The sequence below is a fragment of the Mesorhizobium sp. WSM4833 genome, from assembly GCF_055811095.1.
On record NZ_JBVVQG010000001.1, the window covers coordinates 308,844 to 325,696 of the forward strand.

The following is a 16,853-nucleotide window of genomic DNA, read 5'->3' on the forward strand; positions in this document are numbered from 1 at the left end:
AACCGTTCATGAACGGCCCTATGCCCTGGCCGAAGCGACCGCGCCGAAATGCACATCGCCGGCGGCGATCGTCCGAACCGAACCTTCATCGTCGCGGATCACGAAACGGCAGTCCTCGTCAATGGTCTCAAACACCCCGCGCACCACATTACCGTCAATTCTGACGGCAACCTCGCCGCCGAGCCCCGCGGCACGATCAAGCCACCGTCGCCTGACGGCGGCAAGTCCGCGCCCCTCATCCCACAATCGGGCATTCTCGCTCCAGGCATCCGACAGCGCCAGGAACAGTGTTTCCGCATCGCATGCCGCGCCCAGCGCGCGCAAGGAAGTTGCGGGATACGGCAAATCCTCAGGGTATGCCACCACATTGACGCCGATGCCGACCGCCACTCCGAAACGGCCGCCCTCGAGGATTGCCGATTCCAGCAGGATGCCGGCCAGCTTGGCGCCGGAGGCAAGCACGTCGTTCGGCCATTTCAGCTCGAAACGGTTTTTTCCTTCGCTGCCACCGTCGAGGCCAATGGCGATCCGGCCCTTCGGCACCACGGCATCGAGTGCATCGGCCAGCGCCAGTCCTGCGACGAAGCCCAATGTCGCGGCAAGGCGAAGCTCTGCCTTGGTGATGACGAGCAGCGTCGCCGCCAGATTGCCTTCCGGTGTCGCCCAGACGCGGCCGCGCCGGCCACGCCCGCTTTCCTGCTTCTTGGAAACGATCCACAATTTGCCGGAGTCGCCTGCCCTTGCGTGGTCCAGTGCCAGCGCATTGGTGGAGCCGACGCTCTCATGCGCCTCGAGCCGGAACCCTTCCGACGCCGAGGTTGGAGCCAGCCGAAATGCCATGCCGTCTAGAAAAACGTCTTGGCGGCGGCTTCGGCATAGGTGCCGATCGGCCCACCGATCAACACGTAGAACAGCACGAAGGCGCCGGAGACGCCGAGCACGACACGCAATTCCGTCGCCATCGGCACGAAGCCGCCGACCGGTTCGTCGAACCACATGATCTTGATGATGCGCAAATAGTAATAGGCGCCCACCACCGAGGCCAGCACGCCGATGATCGCCAGCGCGTAGAGATGGGCGTTGATGGCGGCGAGGAAGACGTACCATTTCCCCCAGAAGCCGGCGAGCGGTGGAATGCCGGCGAGTGAGAACATCAGGATGGTCAGGATCGTCGCCATGACCGGATTGGTCGACGACAGGCCGGCCAGGTCGCTGATCTGCTCGACATTGCCTTCCTTGCGCCGCATGGCGAGGATGAAGGCGAAGGTGCCGAGCGTCATCACCAGATAGATCAGCATGTAGATGGCAACGCCGCGCACGCCGGCCTGGCTGTTGGCGGCAAGGCCGACCAGCGCGTAACCCATATGGCCAATCGAGGAATAGGCCATCAGGCGCTTGATGTTGGTCTGCCCGATTGCGGCGAAGGAGCCGAGTGCCATCGAGGCGATCGAGATGAAGACGATGATCTGCTGCCAGTCGGCGGCGATCGGCTTGAACGCGCCCATGGTGACGCGCACGATCAGTGCCATCGCCGCCATTTTCGGCGCCGCCGCCAGGAAGGCCGTCACCGGAGTCGGCGCGCCCTCATAGACGTCAGGCGTCCACATGTGGAACGGCACCGCGGAAATCTTGAAGGCAAGGCCGGCCAGCACGAAGACGAGGCCGAAAACGAGGCCAAGCTGGCGCTCGCCGCTGCCGAGTGCCGTGGCGATTTCCTGGAAGCCGGTGTTGCCGGTGTAGCCGTAGACCAGGCTGATGCCATAGAGCAGCATGCCCGACGACAGCGCACCGAGAACGAAATATTTGAGGCCCGCTTCGGTCGAGCGCAGATTGTCGCGGTTGATCGCGCACAGCACATAGATCGCCAGCGACTGCAGCTCGAGGCCGAGATAGAGGCCGATCATGCTGTTGGCCGAGATCATCAGCATCATGCCGAGCGTGCACAGCAGGATCAGCACCGGATATTCGAACTTGTCGAAACGCTCCGCCTTGGCGAAGCGCATCGACATCACCAGCGTCACCGCCGAGCCGACCAGTGCCAGCACCTTCATGAAGCGGCCGAAGGAATCCTGGATGAAGGCATTGCCATAAGCGCTGCCCTGCCCGGTTCGGAAGATCAGCCAGGCGCCCGCGATCGCCAGCACGGCAACCGCGAGGCCGGTTACCGTGTTGGCCGTGTTGGCGCGCGAATAGGCTCCGACCATCAGCAGCGCCAGCGCTCCGACGGCAAGGATCAGCTCTGGCGTCGAGAGCGACAGGCTGGAGAGAAGGTCCGGCGTCATGGTTCGCAAAACCTCTGGTCAGTTCGCCGCCGCGGTCTGCGCGGCGCCGATGGATGCAGTGACATTGGTGATGAGCGACTTGACCGATTGGGCCGTCGCGTCGAAGACCGGGGCGGGATAGACGCCGAAGAAGATGACCAGCACGACCAGCGGGTAGATGATCACCTTCTCGCGCGGCGACAGGTCGAGCAGTCCCTTAAGGCTCTCCTTGGTCAGTGCGCCGAAGATCACCCGGCGGTAGAGCCAGAGCGCGTAGGCGGCCGACAGGATGACGCCGGTGGCGGCGAAGAACGCCACCCATGTGTTGACCCGGAACACGCCGAGCATGGTCAGGAACTCGCCGACGAAGCCGCTGGTACCGGGCAGGCCGACATTGGCCATGGTGAAGATCAGGAACACCGTGGCGTATTTCGGCATGTTGTTGACCAGCCCGCCATAGGCCGCGATCTCACGTGTGTGCATGCGGTCGTAGATGACGCCGACGCACAGGAACAGCGCGCCGGAGACGAGGCCGTGGCTGAGCATCTGGAAGATCGCGCCCTGCACGCCTTCCTGGTTCATGGCGAAGATGCCCATGGTGACGAAGCCCATATGGGCAACCGACGAATAGGCGATCAGCTTCTTCATGTCCTCCTGCATCAGCGCCACCAGCGAGGTGTAGATGATGGCGACGACGGACAGCGCGAAGACCAGCGGCGCGAACATTTCCGACGCCAGCGGGAACATCGGCAAGGAGAAACGCAGGAAGCCGTACCCGCCCATCTTCAACAGGATGCCGGCCAGGATGACGGAGCCCGCCGTCGGCGCCTCGACGTGCGCGTCGGGCAGCCAGGTGTGCACCGGCCACATCGGCATCTTCACCGCGAAGGAGGCGAAGAAGGCAAGCCATAGCCAGGTCTGCATGTTGGCCGGGAAGTTGTGGGTCAGCAGCGTCGGGATGTCGGTTGTTCCGGACTGGAAGAACATCGCCATGATGGCGAGCAGCATCAGCACCGAGCCGGCGAGCGTGTAGAGGAAGAACTTGAACGAGGCGTAGACGCGCCGCTTGCCGCCCCAGACGCCGATGATGATGAACATCGGGATCAGGCCGGCTTCGAAGAAGACGTAGAACAGCACGATATCCAACGCGCAGAACACGCCGATCATCAGCGTTTCGAGCAGCAGGAAGGCAATCATGTAGGCCTTGACGCGCTTCTCGATCGATTCCCACGAGGCCAGGATGCAGAGCGGCATCAGGAAGGTCGTCAGGATGACGAACAGCATCGAGATGCCGTCGACGCCCATATGGTAGGAAATGCCGGAATCGAGCCAGGCGACCTTCTCGACGAACTGGAAGCCGGACTGCGAATTGTCGAATCCGGTCCAGATGAACAGCGAGATGATGAACGTGAAAGTCGTCGTCAACAGCGCGATGGCGCGGATGTTGCGGCGTGCATTTTCGCTGTCGTCATTGATGAACAGGATAAGCAGCACACCAACCAGCGGCAGGAAGGTGACCAGCGAGAGGATTGGCCAGGCGGTCATCAGAGCATCATCCAGGTGACGAGTGCGGCAACGCCGATCAGCATGGCGAAGGCGTAGTGGTAGAGATAGCCGGTCTGCAGCTTGACGACGCGGTTGGTGACATCGACGACGCGCGCCGAAATACCGTCGGGGCCGAGGCCGTCGATGACGGTGCCGTCGCCGGTCTTCCACAGGAAGTGGCCGAGGCGCTTGGCGGGCCGAACGAACAGGAAGTCGTAGAGCTCGTCGAAATACCACTTGTTGAGCAGGAAGGCGTAGAGCCCGCGATGCTGCGCGGCCAGGTTGACCGGCATTTCCGGCGAGCGGATGTAGAATTTCCAGGCCAGCGCGAAGCCGATCAGCATGGCGATGAAGGGCGACAGTTCGACCCACAGCGGCAATTCGTGGACGTCGTGCAGGATGTGATTGTCAGGCAATGTGAACAGCGATGCCTTCCAGAACTCGGCATAGCCCTCGCCGATGAAGGCGTTGTGGAAGATGACGCCGGCAAACAGCGCGCCCGCAGCCAGGATGAACAGCGGCACCAGCATCACCGGCGGCGATTCATGGACATGGTGCATCACCTCATGGCTCGCCCGCGGCTTGCCGTGGAAGGTCATGAAGATCAGCCGCCAGGAGTAGAAGGAGGTGAAGCAGGCGGCGATGACCAAAAGCACGAAGGCCATGCCGGCAACCGAATTGTGGCCGGCAAAGGCGCTCTCGATGATGGCGTCCTTGGAAAAGAAGCCGGCGGTGCCGATGACCGTCACCGGAATGCCGACGCCGGTCAGCGCCAGCGTGCCGATCACCATCATCCAGTAGGTGGTCGGGATCAGTTTCCTGAGGCCGCCCATCTTGCGCATGTCCTGCTCGTCGGACACGGCATGGATGACCGAGCCCGAGCCGAGGAACAGCAGCGCCTTGAAGAAGGCATGCGTAAACAGGTGGAAGATCGCCGCGCCATAGGCGCCGACGCCGAGCGCCACGAACATGTAACCGAGCTGCGAGCAGGTCGAATAGGCGATGACGCGCTTGATGTCGTTCTGGACGAGACCGACGGTGGCCGCGAAGAAGGCCGTGAAGGCACCGATGAAGGTCACGACCGTCAGCGCCGAATGCGACAGTTCGAACAGCGGCGACAACCGCGCCAGCATGAACACGCCCGCCGTCACCATGGTGGCGGCATGGATCAGGGCCGAAACCGGCGTCGGGCCTTCCATGGCGTCCGGCAGCCAGGTGTGCAGCGGCACTTGCGCCGACTTGCCCATGGCGCCCATGAACAGGAGCAGGCAGACGATCGTCATGGCCGCCTGCTTGTCCAGGGCATGGCCAAGGAAAGTCAGCACCGCGGCACCCTGCGGCGCGCCTTCAGCGGGGATGAACGTCGCCGCATTGGCGAAGATGGTGCCCAGATTGACCGAGCCGAACAGCACGAACACGCCGAATATGCCGAGTGCGAAGCCGAAATCGCCGACACGGTTGACGACAAAGGCCTTGATTGCCGCGGCATTGGCCGACGGCTTCTTGTACCAGAAGCCGATCAGCAGATAGGACGCCAGCCCCACCCCTTCCCAGCCGAAAAACATCTGCACGAGGTTGTCCGCCGTCACCAGCATCAGCATGGCGAAGGTGAACAGCGACAGATAAGCGAAGAAGCGCGGCCGGTTCGGATCGTGGTGCATGTAGCCGATCGAATAGATGTGGACCAGCGCCGACACGGTGTTGACCACCACCAGCATGACCACCGTCAGCGTGTCGATCCGGAGCGCCCAGGACGCTTCCAGCCCACCCGACTGTATCCAGCGCAGCACGGGCACGGTGAACACCTCGCCATGGCCGAAACCGACGGTGAAGAACGCGACCCACGACAGCACGGCCGCGACCACCAGGAAACCCGAGGTGATGTATTCGGACGCCTTGGCGCCGAGCGACGTGCCGAACAGGCCGACGATCAGGAAGCCGAGCAGGGGAAGGAAGACGATGGCCTGATACATGGTGGTTCCGTCAACCCTTCATCATGTTCACGTCTTCGACCGCGATCGAGCCGCGGTTGCGGAAGAAGACGACGAGAATGGCAAGTCCGATGGCGGCTTCGGCCGCCGCGACCGTCAGCACGAACAGCGCGAACACCTGGCCGACCAGATCGCCGAGTGCTGCCGAAAAGGCGACGAAATTGATGTTGACCGCCAGCAGGATCAGCTCGACCGACATCAGGATGACGATGACGTTCTTGCGGTTCAGGAAGATGCCGAACACGCCGAGCGTGAACAGAACAGCCGATACGGTCAGATAATGTGCGATGCCGACAACCATCTCAGAGTCCCTCGCCTGTCTTGACCTTGCGGATTTCCATGCCGGTCGCCGGTGTGCGGCCGACCTGGGCTGCGATCGACTGTCGCTTGACGCCTGGCTTGTGGCGCAGCGTCAGCACGATGGCGCCGATCATGGCGACCAGCAGCACGAGGCCCGAAATCTGGAAATAGTAGAGGTAGTCCGTATAGAGGATGTCGCCGAGCGCGGCGGTATTGGTCCGCGTGGCAAGATCCGGAATGGGCTTGGAGACCGTCGAAGCGAGCTGCGGCGCGAAGGTGTAGCCGCCGAGAACCACGATCAGCTCCGCCGCCAGGATCAGCCCGACCAGCGCGCCGATCGGCGCATATTGCAGGGCGCCGCTCTTCAGTTCGGCGAAATCGACGTCGAGCATCATGACGACGAACAGGAACAGAACCATCACCGCGCCGACATAGACGACGAGCAGGATCATCGCCAGGAACTCGGCGCCGGTCAGCATGAACAGGCCGGCGGCGTTGAAGAAGGTCAGGATCAGGAACAGCACCGAATGCACGGGGTTGCGCGACGAAATGACCATGAACGCCGATGCCACCGCGACAAAGGCGAAGAGGTAGAAAAAGGCCGCCTCTAGTCCACTCAACATTGGGGATCCCCCGGGTTCCTGTACAAACAGGACAACCGTCCTGTTTCGATGTTTGCCGCCTCAGGCTGCAAGTTTCGTTGTGTCCTTAGACGAGGCCCCTCGCCCCGTCCATGCGTCAAATATCAGCGGTAGGGCGAGTCCAGCGAGATGTTGCGCGCCAGTTCGCGCTCCCACCGGTCGCCATTCGCCAACAGTCTGTCCTTGTCGTAGTAGAGTTCCTCGCGCGTCTCCGTCGCGAACTCGAAATTCGGCCCCTCGACGATGGCGTCGACCGGGCAGGCTTCCTGGCAGAAGCCGCAATAGATGCACTTCACCATGTCGATGTCGTAGCGCACCGTGCGGCGCGTGCCGTCATTGCGGCGCGGGCCGGCCTCGATGGTGATGGCCTGCGCGGGGCAGATCGCCTCGCACAATTTGCAGGCGATGCAGCGTTCCTCGCCGTTCGGGTAACGGCGCAACGCATGCTCGCCGCGGAAGCGCGGGCTGGTTGGCCCCTTCTCGTGCGGATAGTTGATCGTCTCCTTCGGCGCGAAGAACTGGCGCATCGACAGGAAGAAGGCGCTGACGAAATCCTGCAGCAGCAGCGATTTGGCGGCTTGGGAAAGAGCGGACATCACGCAAACCCCGTGATCTTGAGGAAGGCCGCGGTGGCGACCACCATGAACAGCGAGATCGGCAGGAACACTTTCCAGCCAAGCCGCATCAATTGGTCGTAGCGGTAGCGCGGCACGAAGGCCTTCACCATGGAGATGCCGAAGAACACGAAGCAGACTTTCAGCACGAACCAGATGACGCCCGGCACCCAGGTGAACGGCGCGAAGTCGAACGGAGGCAGCCAGCCGCCGAGGAACAGGATGGTGGCCAGCGCGCACATCAGCACGATGGCGACATACTCGCCGAGGAAGAACAAAAGGAACGGGGTCGACGAATATTCGACCATGTGGCCGGCGACCAGTTCCGATTCGGCTTCGACCAGATCGAAGGGCGGGCGGTTCGTCTCGGCCAGCGCCGAGATGAAGAAGATGATGAACATCGGGAACAGCGCCAGCCAGTTCCAGTCGAGGAAGGTGTTGGGCAGGCCAAGCCGCGTACCAATTCCATCATGCTGCGACAGCACGATATCGGTGAGGTTGAGCGAGCCGGCGGTGAGCAGAACGGTGACGATGACGAAGCCGATCGAGACTTCGTAGGACACCATCTGCGCGGCCGAGCGCAGCGCGCCGAGGAACGGATATTTCGAGTTCGACGCCCAGCCGCCCATGATCACGCCGTAGACCTCGAGCGAGGAGATGGCGAAGACATAAAGGATGCCGACATTGACGTTGGCGATCGCCCAGCCGTGGCTGACCGGGATGACCGCCCAGGCCGAGATCGCCAGCACGGCCGACACCAGCGGCGCCAAAAGAAACACGCCCTTGTTGGCGCCGGACGGGATGACCGGCTCCTTGAAGACGAACTTCAACAGATCGGCGAAAGCCTGCAGCGTGCCCCAGGGGCCGACGACGTTCGGGCCACGGCGCAATTGCACCGCCGCCCAGATCTTGCGGTCGGCGTAGAGGATGTAGGCGACGAAGATCAAAAGAACGACGATCAGCACGACTGATTTCAACAGGATCAGCAGCGCCGGCAGCACGTAGAAGGAGAAGAAAGTGTCCATGCTTATTCCGCCGCCTGCTTGAAGCCGCTCTTGGCCAGTGCCGAGCATTCCGCCATCACGGCCGATGCCCGCGCGATCGGGTTGGTCAGGTAGAAATCCTTCACCGGCGAGGTGAAGGTGCCCTTGTTCAGCCGTCCGCCGAGCTTCGCCACCTCGGCGATATCCTCGGCATTGCCGGCCGCGACCTGGTCGATACGGGCCAGATGCGGGTATTCGCCATAAAGCTTGGCGCGCAGCTGCGGCAGCGAATCGAACGGCAGTTTCTTGCCCAGCACATCCGACAGTGCCCGCAGGATCGCCCAGTCCTCGCGCGCTTCGCCCGGCGCGAAGCCGGCGCGGTTGGTCTGCTGCACACGCCCTTCGGTGTTGACATAGGTGGCCGACTTTTCCGTGTAGGCGGCCGCCGGCAGGATGACATTGGCGCGGTGCGCGCCCTGGTCGCCATGCGTGCCGATATAGACGACGAAGGCGCCGCCGGTCTTGGCCATGTCGATCTCGTCGGCGCCGAGCAGGAACAAGAGCTCCATTTCGCCCAGCATGCCGGCAACGTTTCTGCCGCCCTCGCCCGGCACGAAGCCGAGATCGAGACCGCCGACGCGCCCGGCCGCATTGTGCAGCACGGCAAAGCCGTTCCAGTCGGCGCGGGCAGCGTTGACGGCGGCCGCGAGCTTGGCCGCCTGGCCGAGCACGGCCGCGCCATCGGCACGCGCCAGCGCGCCCTGTCCGACGATGATCAGCGGGTGTGTCGCCTTCTTCAGCGTCTGGAAGAACTTGCCATTGCCGTTGGCCAAATCCCCAAGCGAATCCGGCCCGGCGCCCAGCTGTTCGTAATCGTAGCGGGTATCGCCGACATCGCCGATGACGCCGACCGGCAGATTGCCGATCCGCCAGCGCTTGCGGATGCGAGCATTGAGCACCGAGGCTTCATAACGTGGGTTGGCGCCGATGATCAGCACCGCATCGGCCTGCTCGATGCCTTCGATGGTCGGGTTGAAGATATAGCTCGCACGGCCCAGCGCCGGATCGAGTGCGGCGCCATCCTGGCGGCAATCGGTATTCTTCGAGCCGAGCGAAGCCATCAGCAGCTTGAGCGCATAGGTTTCCTCGACGGCGGCGAGATCGCCCGCGATAGCGCCGATCTTTTCGGGCGCCGTCTTCGACACCGCATCCTTGATCGCGGCGAAGGCCTCGGCCCAGCTGGCGGCAACCAGCCTGCCGTCCTTGCGCACATAGGGGCGGTCGAGACGCTGCGTGCGCAGGCCGTCCCAGATGAAGCGGGTCTTGTCGGAGATCCACTCCTCGTTCACCGCCTCGTTGACGCGCGGCAGGATGCGCATCACTTCGCGGCCCCGGCTATCGACGCGGATCGCCGAGCCGACGGCATCCATCACGTCGATGGATTCGGTCTTGGTCAGCTCCCACGGCCGCGCCTGGAAGGCGAATGGCTTCGAGGTCAGCGCGCCGACCGGGCAAAGGTCGATGACATTGCCCTGCAGCTCCGAGGTCATCGCCTGTTCGAGATAGGTGGTGATCTCGGCATCCTCGCCACGGCCGATCAGGCCCAGTTCGGAAATGCCGGCGACTTCGGTGGTGAAGCGGACGCAGCGCGTGCAGTGAATGCAGCGGTTCATCACCGTCTTCACCAGCGGTCCGATGTATTTGTCTTCGACCGCGCGCTTGTTCTCGTGATAGCGCGAGGAATCGACGCCGAAAGCCATCGCCTGGTCCTGCAGGTCGCATTCGCCGCCCTGGTCGCAGATCGGGCAATCCAGCGGATGGTTGATCAGCAGGAACTCCATCACGCCTTCCCTGGCCTTCTTGACCATCGGCGTGTTGGTGAAGATTTCCGGCGCCTCGCCATTCGGGCCGGGACGCAGGTCGCGCACGTTCATGGCGCAGGAGGCCTGCGGCTTGGGCGGCCCGCCCTTCACCTCGATCAGGCACATGCGGCAATTGCCGGCGATCGACAGCCGCTCATGGAAGCAGAAGCGCGGCACTTCCGCGCCAGCGTCTTCCGCCGCCTGCAGCAGCGTGTAGTGGTCGGGTACAGTGATCTCTTTCCCGTCGACCTTGAGCTTTGCCATTCGCCTCAAACCCCTGCGGAGTTCCCGCAATCTCTTTTTCCGGACGCGGTCGAGACCACGTCGGGCACTTCATTCACTTCTTGACGGCGAGCGCCGCCGCTTGAGCTGTCCAATCGTCGCGGCCGATGCGGCCGCCGAGCGACAGATAGTCCTCGACCCAGGCAACCTCTTGCGGCGTCCATGCCGCGATCTGGGCATATGTCCAGATGCCGAGGCCGTTGAGAACCTTTTCCAGCTTGGGCCCGATGCCCGATATCGCCTTGAGATCCGCCGGTTTCGCCGGCTTCTCCACGGCCTTGGGCTGCCTGAAATCCTCGGGCAACAGCGCATCGCCGACGCCGCTTGTTGCTGGAGCGGCGTTTGCGGCCGGCACGGCAGTTGCGGCTTCCTTGGCGGCAATATCGGTGACCTCCCTGGCGAAGGACTGCGCCTCGGCGATCATGGTTTTCGCCGTCGCCCGCGCCTTGGTGGAGGAAGGACTCGGTTCATCGAACTGCGCGACGCGCGCCTCGAAATCATCGACGATCGGCTGCAGCAGCCGTTGCGAGGCTTCTGCCGCACCTGAAAACGCGCCCAGCCAGACGCCGAAAGCATGATTGGCAAGCCCGAGGCCAAGCGCCGACATCGCCGCCGCACCCGCCACAGGATGCACGAAAAGGTTGACGGCACTGGCCATCTCCTTCGGCATCATCCTGGTCAAGTCCTGGTTCATCTGCTCGATCTGGTCCAAATTGGGCATCAGCGGGTTCGAATACGGCGCCATAGAGTTCTCCTGGTCGTTTCGTCGTTCGCCCCGCCCTTCGCTGCGGACTTTCGTCCGCGTAAAACGTTCTTCTATTCCGCCGCCACCATCACAGGCTCGGCCCGGTGCGCATTGCGCGAAAACTCGTCGATGCGCCGCTCCACTTCGCCGCGGAAATGCCGCATCAGGCCCTGGATCGGCCATGCCGCCGCGTCGCCCAGCGCGCAGATCGTATGGCCTTCGATCTGCTTGGTGACGTCGAGCAGCATATCGATCTCGCGCTTCTGCGCCTCGCCGCGCACCAGCCGTTCCATCACCCGCCACATCCAGCCGGTGCCTTCGCGGCATGGCGTGCACTGGCCGCAGCTCTCGTGCTTGTAGAAGTAGGAAAGCCGCGCGATCGCCTTCACGACATCGGTCGACTTGTCCATGACGATGACAGCCGCGGTTCCGAGGCCGGATTTGAGATCGCGCAGCGCGTCGAAATCCATCGGCGCGTCGATGATCTGCTCGGCCGGCACCAGCGGCACCGAAGCGCCGCCCGGTATGACCGCCAAAAGATTGTCCCAGCCGCCGCGAATGCCGCCGCAATGCGTCTCGATCAGTTCGCGGAACGGGATCGACATCGCCTCTTCGACCGTGCACGGATTGTTGACGTGGCCGGAGATGCAAAACAGCTTGGTGCCGACATTGTTGGGCCGGCCGAAGGACGAGAACCAGGCCGCGCCGCGGCGCAGGATGGTCGGCGCAACCGCGATCGATTCGACATTGTTGACCGTGGTCGGACAGCCATAGAGGCCGACATTGGCCGGGAATGGCGGCTTCAGCCGCGGCTGGCCCTTCTTGCCTTCGAGGCTTTCGAGGAGCGCTGTCTCCTCGCCACAGATATAGGCGCCGGCGCCGTGGTGCATGTAGATGTCGAAATCGTAGCCGGACGTGTTGTTCTTGCCGATCAGCTTGGCCTCATAGGCCTCCTCGATCGCGCGCTGCAGCGCCTCGCGCTCGCGGATGAACTCGCCGCGCACATAGATGTAGGCGGCAACCGCACCCATGGCGAAACCGGCAAGCAGCGCGCCCTCGACCAGCGTGTGCGGGTCGTTGCGCAGGATGTCGCGGTCCTTGCAGGTGCCGGGCTCGGATTCGTCGGCATTGATGACCAGGTAGCTCGGCCGGCCATCGCTCTGCTTGGGCATGAACGACCATTTGAGGCCCGTCGGGAAGCCGGCGCCGCCACGGCCACGCAGGCCCGACGCCTTCATCTCGTTGACGATCCACTCGCGGCCCTTGGCGACGATGCCGGGCGTGTTATCCCAGGCGCCGCGCGCCATCGCGCCGGCCAAGGACTTGTCGAACAGGCCGTAGATATTGGTGAAGATGCGGTCTTTATCCCCGAGCATTTTTCGTCCCTCAGACCGGCTTCTTGCCGAAGACGCGGATGTATTCGGCGACGCCACCCTTGGCGAGCGCCTTGGCCTGCTTGACCCAGTCGTCGCGATCGATGCGGCCCTGGAAAGAGAGATAGCCATCCACCCACTCGCGTTCGGCCTTCTTCCACGACGCGACCTGCGCGAAGGTAAAGATGCCCAGCGTATGCAGGATGCCCTCGATCTTGGGGCCGACGCCGGAGATCAGTTTGAGGTCATCGACCTGTGCCGGCCTGTCGATGCCGGCCGGGCGGTTCTTGTCCCCGAGCGACGGTTTGGCCGGCTTGGCGGCCGGTACCTTGACCTCTGGCGCCTTGAAGGCGGAGGCCGGCTCGGCCTTGGTGATGGGGCCACTGCGCTGCTTGGAAACCTGCTCGACTTTGGAGTCTGCCTTGTTGGCATTGGCGGCCGAATGCAGTGGAGCGGCAACACTCGCCGCCTTTTCAACCGCCGGCGCGACCTTGGTTTTTGAAGGCGTCTTCAACGCCGGGCTGGTTTCAGGGGCGTCGGTCTTCGGCTTGCTGGTGTTGGACGGTGCGACAGGGGCCGCGGCCGGCGCCGGCACCGGCGCTGCGACGATCGCGTCGGGTGCCGCCCTGGCGGCCTTGGCCGCCTCCCTGGCTTCCCTGTCGCGGGTCGACTTGAGGATCGCCTTTTCGCTCTTCAGCGTGGTGAGGCCGGAGGCCGGCTCCGAGCCGGTGCGGCCGTTCTGCGGCCCCGGTTCCACCGCAGCACCCTTGCCGGCGTCATAGAGATCGATGATTTCAGCCAGGCGTTCCGGCGTCAGATCCTCGAACGTGTCCTTGAAGATCATCACCATCGGCGCGTTGACGCAGGCACCGAGGCATTCCACCTCTTCCCAGGACAAGGTTCCCTTGTCGTTGGTGTGGAACTGGTCGTGATGGATTTTGGAGCGGCAGACATCCATCAGCGCTTCCGAACCGCGCAGCATGCAGGGCGTGGTGCCGCAGACCTGGATGTGCGCACGCGTGCCGACCGGATTCAACTGGTACTGCGTGTAGAAGGTCGCGACTTCCAGCCCGCGGATGCGCGGCATGCCGAGCATGTCGGAGATCGTCTCGATCGCCGCCTTCGTCACCCAGCCTTCCTGCTCCTGTGCTATCATCAGAAGCGGGATGATGGCCGACTGTTCACGGCCCTTCGGGTACTTCTTGATCCATTGCTTCGCAGCCGCGGCATTCGCCCGGTTGAAGGCGAAGGATGCTGGCTGGACGCTGGCTTCTGCGAGACGGCGGACTGACATTTAGCGATCGACCTCACCAAACACGATGTCGAGGGAGCCGAGAACGGCGGTGACGTCGGCCAGCATGTGGCCGCGGCAGAGGAAATCCATCGCCTGCAGATGCGCGAAACCCGGCGCGCGCAGCTTGCAGCGGTAGGGCTTGTTGGAGCCGTCGGAAACCAGATAGACGCCGAATTCGCCCTTCGGCGCCTCGACAGCGGCGTAAACCTCGCCGGCCGGCACGCGATAACCCTCGGTGTAGAGCTTGAAGTGATGGATCAGCGCTTCCATCGAGCGCTTCATCGCCTGGCGCTTGGGCGGCACCACCTTGCCATCGAGGTTCGACACCGGGCCGGTGCTCTCCTTGCCGAGCAAAAGGTCGACGCACTGGCGCATGATCTTCGCCGACTGGCGCATTTCTTCCATGCGCACGAGGTAGCGGTCGAAGCAGTCGCCGTTCTTGCCGATCGGAATGTCGAAATCCATCTCCGAATAGCATTCATAGGGTTGCGACTTGCGCAGATCCCAGGCTGCACCCGAGCCACGCACCATCACGCCCGAAAAACCCCAGGCCCAGGCATCCGCCAGCGAGACGATGCCGATATCGACATTGCGCTGCTTGAAGATGCGGTTGCCGGTCAGCAGCCGGTCGAGGTCGTCGATCGACTTCAGGAACGGGTCGATCCACTTGCCGATGTCCTCGACCAGTTGACGCGGCAGGTCCTGATGGACGCCGCCGGGCCGAAAATAAGCGGCATGCATGCGCGAACCGGAGGCGCGCTCATAGAACACCATCAGCTTTTCGCGTTCGACGAAGCCCCACAGCGGCGGCGTCAGCGCACCGACGTCCATCGCCTGCGTCGTCACATTGAGGATGTGCGACATGATGCGACCGATCTCGCTGTAGAGAACGCGGATCACCTGGCCACGCTTCGGCACCTCGATGCCGAGCAGACGCTCGGCGGCCAGCGCAAAGGCATGTTCCTGGTTCATCGGCGCGCAATAGTCGAGCCGGTCGAGATAGGGCACCGCCTGCAGATAGGTTTTGGCTTCGATCAGCTTTTCGGTACCGCGATGCAGCAGTCCGATATGCGGATCGACGCGATCGACGACTTCGCCGTCCAGCTCCAGCACAAGGCGCAAAACGCCGTGCGCCGCGGGGTGTTGCGGGCCGAAATTGATGTTGAAGTTGCGGACGGAGGTTTCAGCCATTTACTGCTTTGCCTTCTCGTCACCCGGCAGCACGTAATCCGTACCTTCCCACGGGGACAGAAAATCGAAATTGCGGAATTCCTGCTTGAGCTCGACCGGCTCATAGATAACGCGCTTGGCCTCGTCGTCGTAGCGCACCTCGACGAAGCCGGTCAGCGGGAAATCCTTGCGCAAGGGATGGCCTTCGAAGCCATAGTCGGTCAGCAGGCGGCGCAGGTCGGGATGGCCTGAGAACAAAACGCCGTAGAGATCGTACGTCTCGCGTTCGAACCAGTCGGCGCCGGGATAGACGCCGGTGATCGACGGCACCATGGTTTCCTCGTCGGCCTGCACCTTGACGCGGACGCGCACATTCTGCTTCGGCGACAACAGGTGATAGACGACGTCGAAACGCTTGGCCCGCGACGGATAGTCGGCGCCGCAGACATCGATGATCGAGATGAACTGGCAGCGCGCGTCGTCGCGCAGGAAGGTCATCACCTCGACCAGATCGCGCGGCTCGACATGGATGGTGAGTTCGCCATAGGCGATATCAGCCTCGTTCACGCGGCCGATCAGCTTCTCGCCGAGATAGTTCGACAGTTCGCTCAGGGATGCGGTCATGGATTTACCGTTCGATCGTGCCGGTGCGGCGGATCTTCTTCTGCAGGAGAAGAATGCCGTAGAGCAGCGCTTCGGCGCTCGGCGGGCAGCCGGGCACATAGATGTCGACCGGCACGATGCGGTCGCAGCCGCGCACCACCGAATAGGAATAGTGGTAATAGCCGCCGCCATTGGCGCAGGAGCCCATCGAGATGACGTAGCGCGGCTCCGGCATCTGGTCGTAGACCTTGCGCAGCGCCGGCGCCATCTTGTTGGTCAGCGTGCCGGCGACGATCATGATGTCGGACTGGCGCGGAGACGCGCGTGGCGCGACACCGAACCGCTCCGAATCATAGCGCGGCATCGAGGTGTGGATCATCTCGACCGCGCAGCAGGCGAGGCCGAACGTCATGAACATCAGCGACCCGCTGCGCGCCCAGGTGATGAGCGCCTCGGTCGAAGTGACCAGAAAGCCCTTGTCGGCCAACTCATTGTTGATCTCGAGGAAGAAGGGATCGTCCTCCCCCACCGGCCTGCCGGTGTTGGGATCGATGATGCCCTTGGGCTTCGGCGCGACGAGGGTGCCTGAACTGTCGTTCAATCCCATTCCAGCGCTCCTTTTTTCCATTCATAGGCAAAGCCGATGGTCAGCACCGCCAAAAAAACCATCATCGACCAGAAACCGAGCATTCCGATCTTCGAAAACGACACCGCCCACGGAAACAGGAAGGCTACTTCCAGGTCGAAGATGATGAACAGGATCGACACCAGGTAGAAACGGATGTCGAACTTCATGCGGGCGTCGTCGAACGAGTTGAAACCGCACTCGTAGGCGGAAAGCTTTTCGGGATCGGGATTGCGGTAGGCCACCAGGAAGGGCGCGGCCAGCAGCGCCAGGCCGACAACCAGCGCCACGCCTATGAACAGGACGATGGGCAGGTATGAGCTCAAGAGTGCGTTCATGCTCGGCTTTCCGTTGGCGCCAATCCACGTTGATTACAGCACCGGACCCTAATGCGGAAGCGTGACAGTTTAACCGCTGAACCGTTTTAAGGGCCTATGCTGCAACGCGGCGAGGGTTAGCGCAGCACTTCCAGCGAAGCAAGTCAAACCTTGTTCAAAACATCGACCTGGACGGCATATCGCGGCAAACTGGTCCGATCCGCTCCTGTTTGATTTCCTTCGCTTT

At 62.8% G+C, this 16,853-nt stretch carries 16 protein-coding genes; all 16 read right to left on the reverse strand.

All coding sequences use genetic code 11. The features are described 5' to 3' along the window. Positions 1 to 18: 18 nt before the first annotated feature. The 16 genes from AC0L2D_RS01570 to AC0L2D_RS01645 all read right to left on the reverse strand — a co-directional run bounded on the left by AC0L2D_RS01570 (position 19) and on the right by AC0L2D_RS01645 (position 16,627). Entirely contained in the window at positions 19 to 840 is an 822-nt protein-coding gene (locus tag AC0L2D_RS01570; protein ID WP_473540191.1) for a biotin--[acetyl-CoA-carboxylase] ligase, read from the reverse strand. Positions 841 to 845: 5 nt separating this feature from the next. Next, the gene (gene nuoN, locus AC0L2D_RS01575; protein WP_473540192.1) at positions 846 to 2,282 is read right to left on the reverse strand and encodes an NADH-quinone oxidoreductase subunit NuoN; all 1,437 of its coding nucleotides are present in this window, start codon (positions 2,280 to 2,282) and stop codon (positions 846 to 848) included. Between the two features lie 18 nt (positions 2,283 to 2,300). Further along, positions 2,301 to 3,806, reverse strand: a complete 1,506-nt coding sequence (locus tag AC0L2D_RS01580) for an NADH-quinone oxidoreductase subunit M (protein ID WP_473540193.1) — start codon at positions 3,804 to 3,806, stop codon at positions 2,301 to 2,303. Continuing rightward, positions 3,806 to 5,779, reverse strand: a complete 1,974-nt coding sequence (gene nuoL, locus AC0L2D_RS01585) for an NADH-quinone oxidoreductase subunit L (RefSeq protein ID WP_473540194.1) — start codon at positions 5,777 to 5,779, stop codon at positions 3,806 to 3,808. Before nuoL ends, AC0L2D_RS01580 begins: the two co-directional genes overlap by 1 nt. 10 nt (positions 5,780 to 5,789) lie before the next feature. Then, complete coding sequence (nuoK, locus tag AC0L2D_RS01590; protein ID WP_010910101.1) at positions 5,790 to 6,098, reverse strand: NADH-quinone oxidoreductase subunit NuoK; 309 nt, start codon at positions 6,096 to 6,098, stop codon at positions 5,790 to 5,792. Between the two features lies 1 nt (position 6,099). After that, the gene (locus AC0L2D_RS01595; protein WP_013531099.1) at positions 6,100 to 6,720 is read right to left on the reverse strand and encodes an NADH-quinone oxidoreductase subunit J; all 621 of its coding nucleotides are present in this window, start codon (positions 6,718 to 6,720) and stop codon (positions 6,100 to 6,102) included. 122 nt (positions 6,721 to 6,842) lie between these two features. Then, positions 6,843 to 7,334, reverse strand: coding sequence for an NADH-quinone oxidoreductase subunit NuoI (gene nuoI / locus AC0L2D_RS01600; protein ID WP_013531098.1), 492 nt, complete (start codon positions 7,332 to 7,334; stop codon positions 6,843 to 6,845). Then, on the reverse strand, positions 7,334 to 8,377 hold the full coding sequence (nuoH, locus tag AC0L2D_RS01605; protein ID WP_013531097.1) for an NADH-quinone oxidoreductase subunit NuoH: 1,044 nt from the start codon (positions 8,375 to 8,377) through the stop codon (positions 7,334 to 7,336). Before nuoH ends, nuoI begins: the two co-directional genes overlap by 1 nt. Before the next feature lie 2 nt (positions 8,378 to 8,379). Further along, positions 8,380 to 10,461 carry an NADH-quinone oxidoreductase subunit NuoG gene (gene nuoG, locus AC0L2D_RS01610; protein ID WP_473540196.1) on the reverse strand — a complete coding sequence of 694 codons (2,082 nt, stop codon included), beginning with the start codon at positions 10,459 to 10,461 and terminating at the stop codon, positions 8,380 to 8,382. A 73-nt stretch (positions 10,462 to 10,534) separates the two neighbouring features. Next, positions 10,535 to 11,224, reverse strand: coding sequence for an NADH-ubiquinone dehydrogenase (locus tag AC0L2D_RS01615; protein ID WP_063172418.1), 690 nt, complete (start codon positions 11,222 to 11,224; stop codon positions 10,535 to 10,537). Positions 11,225 to 11,295: 71 nt separating this feature from the next. After that, on the reverse strand, positions 11,296 to 12,600 hold the full coding sequence (gene nuoF, locus AC0L2D_RS01620) for an NADH-quinone oxidoreductase subunit NuoF (RefSeq protein WP_013531094.1): 1,305 nt from the start codon (positions 12,598 to 12,600) through the stop codon (positions 11,296 to 11,298). Positions 12,601 to 12,610: 10 nt separating this feature from the next. Then, a complete protein-coding gene (locus AC0L2D_RS01625) occupies positions 12,611 to 13,891 on the reverse strand; it encodes an NADH-quinone oxidoreductase subunit E (protein ID WP_024501360.1) in 1,281 nt (426 codons plus the stop codon). Further along, a complete protein-coding gene (locus tag AC0L2D_RS01630) occupies positions 13,892 to 15,082 on the reverse strand; it encodes an NADH-quinone oxidoreductase subunit D (RefSeq protein ID WP_024501361.1) in 1,191 nt (396 codons plus the stop codon). Continuing rightward, positions 15,083 to 15,685, reverse strand: a complete 603-nt coding sequence (locus AC0L2D_RS01635) for an NADH-quinone oxidoreductase subunit C (protein ID WP_024501362.1) — start codon at positions 15,683 to 15,685, stop codon at positions 15,083 to 15,085. It abuts the gene before it with no gap. A gap of 4 nt (positions 15,686 to 15,689) precedes the next feature. Then, on the reverse strand, positions 15,690 to 16,271 hold the full coding sequence (locus AC0L2D_RS01640; protein ID WP_013531090.1) for a NuoB/complex I 20 kDa subunit family protein: 582 nt from the start codon (positions 16,269 to 16,271) through the stop codon (positions 15,690 to 15,692). Continuing rightward, positions 16,262 to 16,627: an NADH-quinone oxidoreductase subunit A gene (locus AC0L2D_RS01645; RefSeq protein ID WP_010910112.1), complete on the reverse strand. Its 366-nt coding sequence runs from the start codon at positions 16,625 to 16,627 to the stop codon at positions 16,262 to 16,264. The genes AC0L2D_RS01640 and AC0L2D_RS01645 overlap by 10 nt, the downstream gene beginning before the upstream one ends. Positions 16,628 to 16,853: the final 226 nt, after the last annotated feature.

Excerpts from the sequence above, each read along its gene's own strand:
- AC0L2D_RS01570 (WP_473540191.1), bottom strand. The coding sequence starts at position 840 with ATGGCATTTCGGCTGGCTCCAACCTCGGCGTCGGAAGGGTTCCGGCTC.
- nuoN (WP_473540192.1), bottom strand. The coding sequence starts at position 2,282 with ATGACGCCGGACCTTCTCTCCAGCCTGTCGCTCTCGACGCCAGAGCTG.
- AC0L2D_RS01580 (WP_473540193.1), bottom strand. The coding sequence starts at position 3,806 with ATGACCGCCTGGCCAATCCTCTCGCTGGTCACCTTCCTGCCGCTGGTT.
- nuoL (WP_473540194.1), bottom strand. The coding sequence starts at position 5,779 with ATGTATCAGGCCATCGTCTTCCTTCCCCTGCTCGGCTTCCTGATCGTC.
- nuoK (WP_010910101.1), bottom strand. The coding sequence starts at position 6,098 with ATGGTTGTCGGCATCGCACATTATCTGACCGTATCGGCTGTTCTGTTC.
- AC0L2D_RS01595 (WP_013531099.1), bottom strand. The coding sequence starts at position 6,720 with ATGTTGAGTGGACTAGAGGCGGCCTTTTTCTACCTCTTCGCCTTTGTC.
- nuoI (WP_013531098.1), bottom strand. The coding sequence starts at position 7,334 with ATGTCCGCTCTTTCCCAAGCCGCCAAATCGCTGCTGCTGCAGGATTTC.
- nuoH (WP_013531097.1), bottom strand. The coding sequence starts at position 8,377 with ATGGACACTTTCTTCTCCTTCTACGTGCTGCCGGCGCTGCTGATCCTG.
- nuoG (WP_473540196.1), bottom strand. The coding sequence starts at position 10,461 with ATGGCAAAGCTCAAGGTCGACGGGAAAGAGATCACTGTACCCGACCAC.
- AC0L2D_RS01615 (WP_063172418.1), bottom strand. The coding sequence starts at position 11,224 with ATGGCGCCGTATTCGAACCCGCTGATGCCCAATTTGGACCAGATCGAG.
- nuoF (WP_013531094.1), bottom strand. The coding sequence starts at position 12,600 with ATGCTCGGGGATAAAGACCGCATCTTCACCAATATCTACGGCCTGTTC.
- AC0L2D_RS01625 (WP_024501360.1), bottom strand. The coding sequence starts at position 13,891 with ATGTCAGTCCGCCGTCTCGCAGAAGCCAGCGTCCAGCCAGCATCCTTC.
- AC0L2D_RS01630 (WP_024501361.1), bottom strand. The coding sequence starts at position 15,082 with ATGGCTGAAACCTCCGTCCGCAACTTCAACATCAATTTCGGCCCGCAA.
- AC0L2D_RS01635 (WP_024501362.1), bottom strand. The coding sequence starts at position 15,685 with ATGACCGCATCCCTGAGCGAACTGTCGAACTATCTCGGCGAGAAGCTG.
- AC0L2D_RS01640 (WP_013531090.1), bottom strand. The coding sequence starts at position 16,271 with ATGGGATTGAACGACAGTTCAGGCACCCTCGTCGCGCCGAAGCCCAAG.
- AC0L2D_RS01645 (WP_010910112.1), bottom strand. The coding sequence starts at position 16,627 with ATGAACGCACTCTTGAGCTCATACCTGCCCATCGTCCTGTTCATAGGC.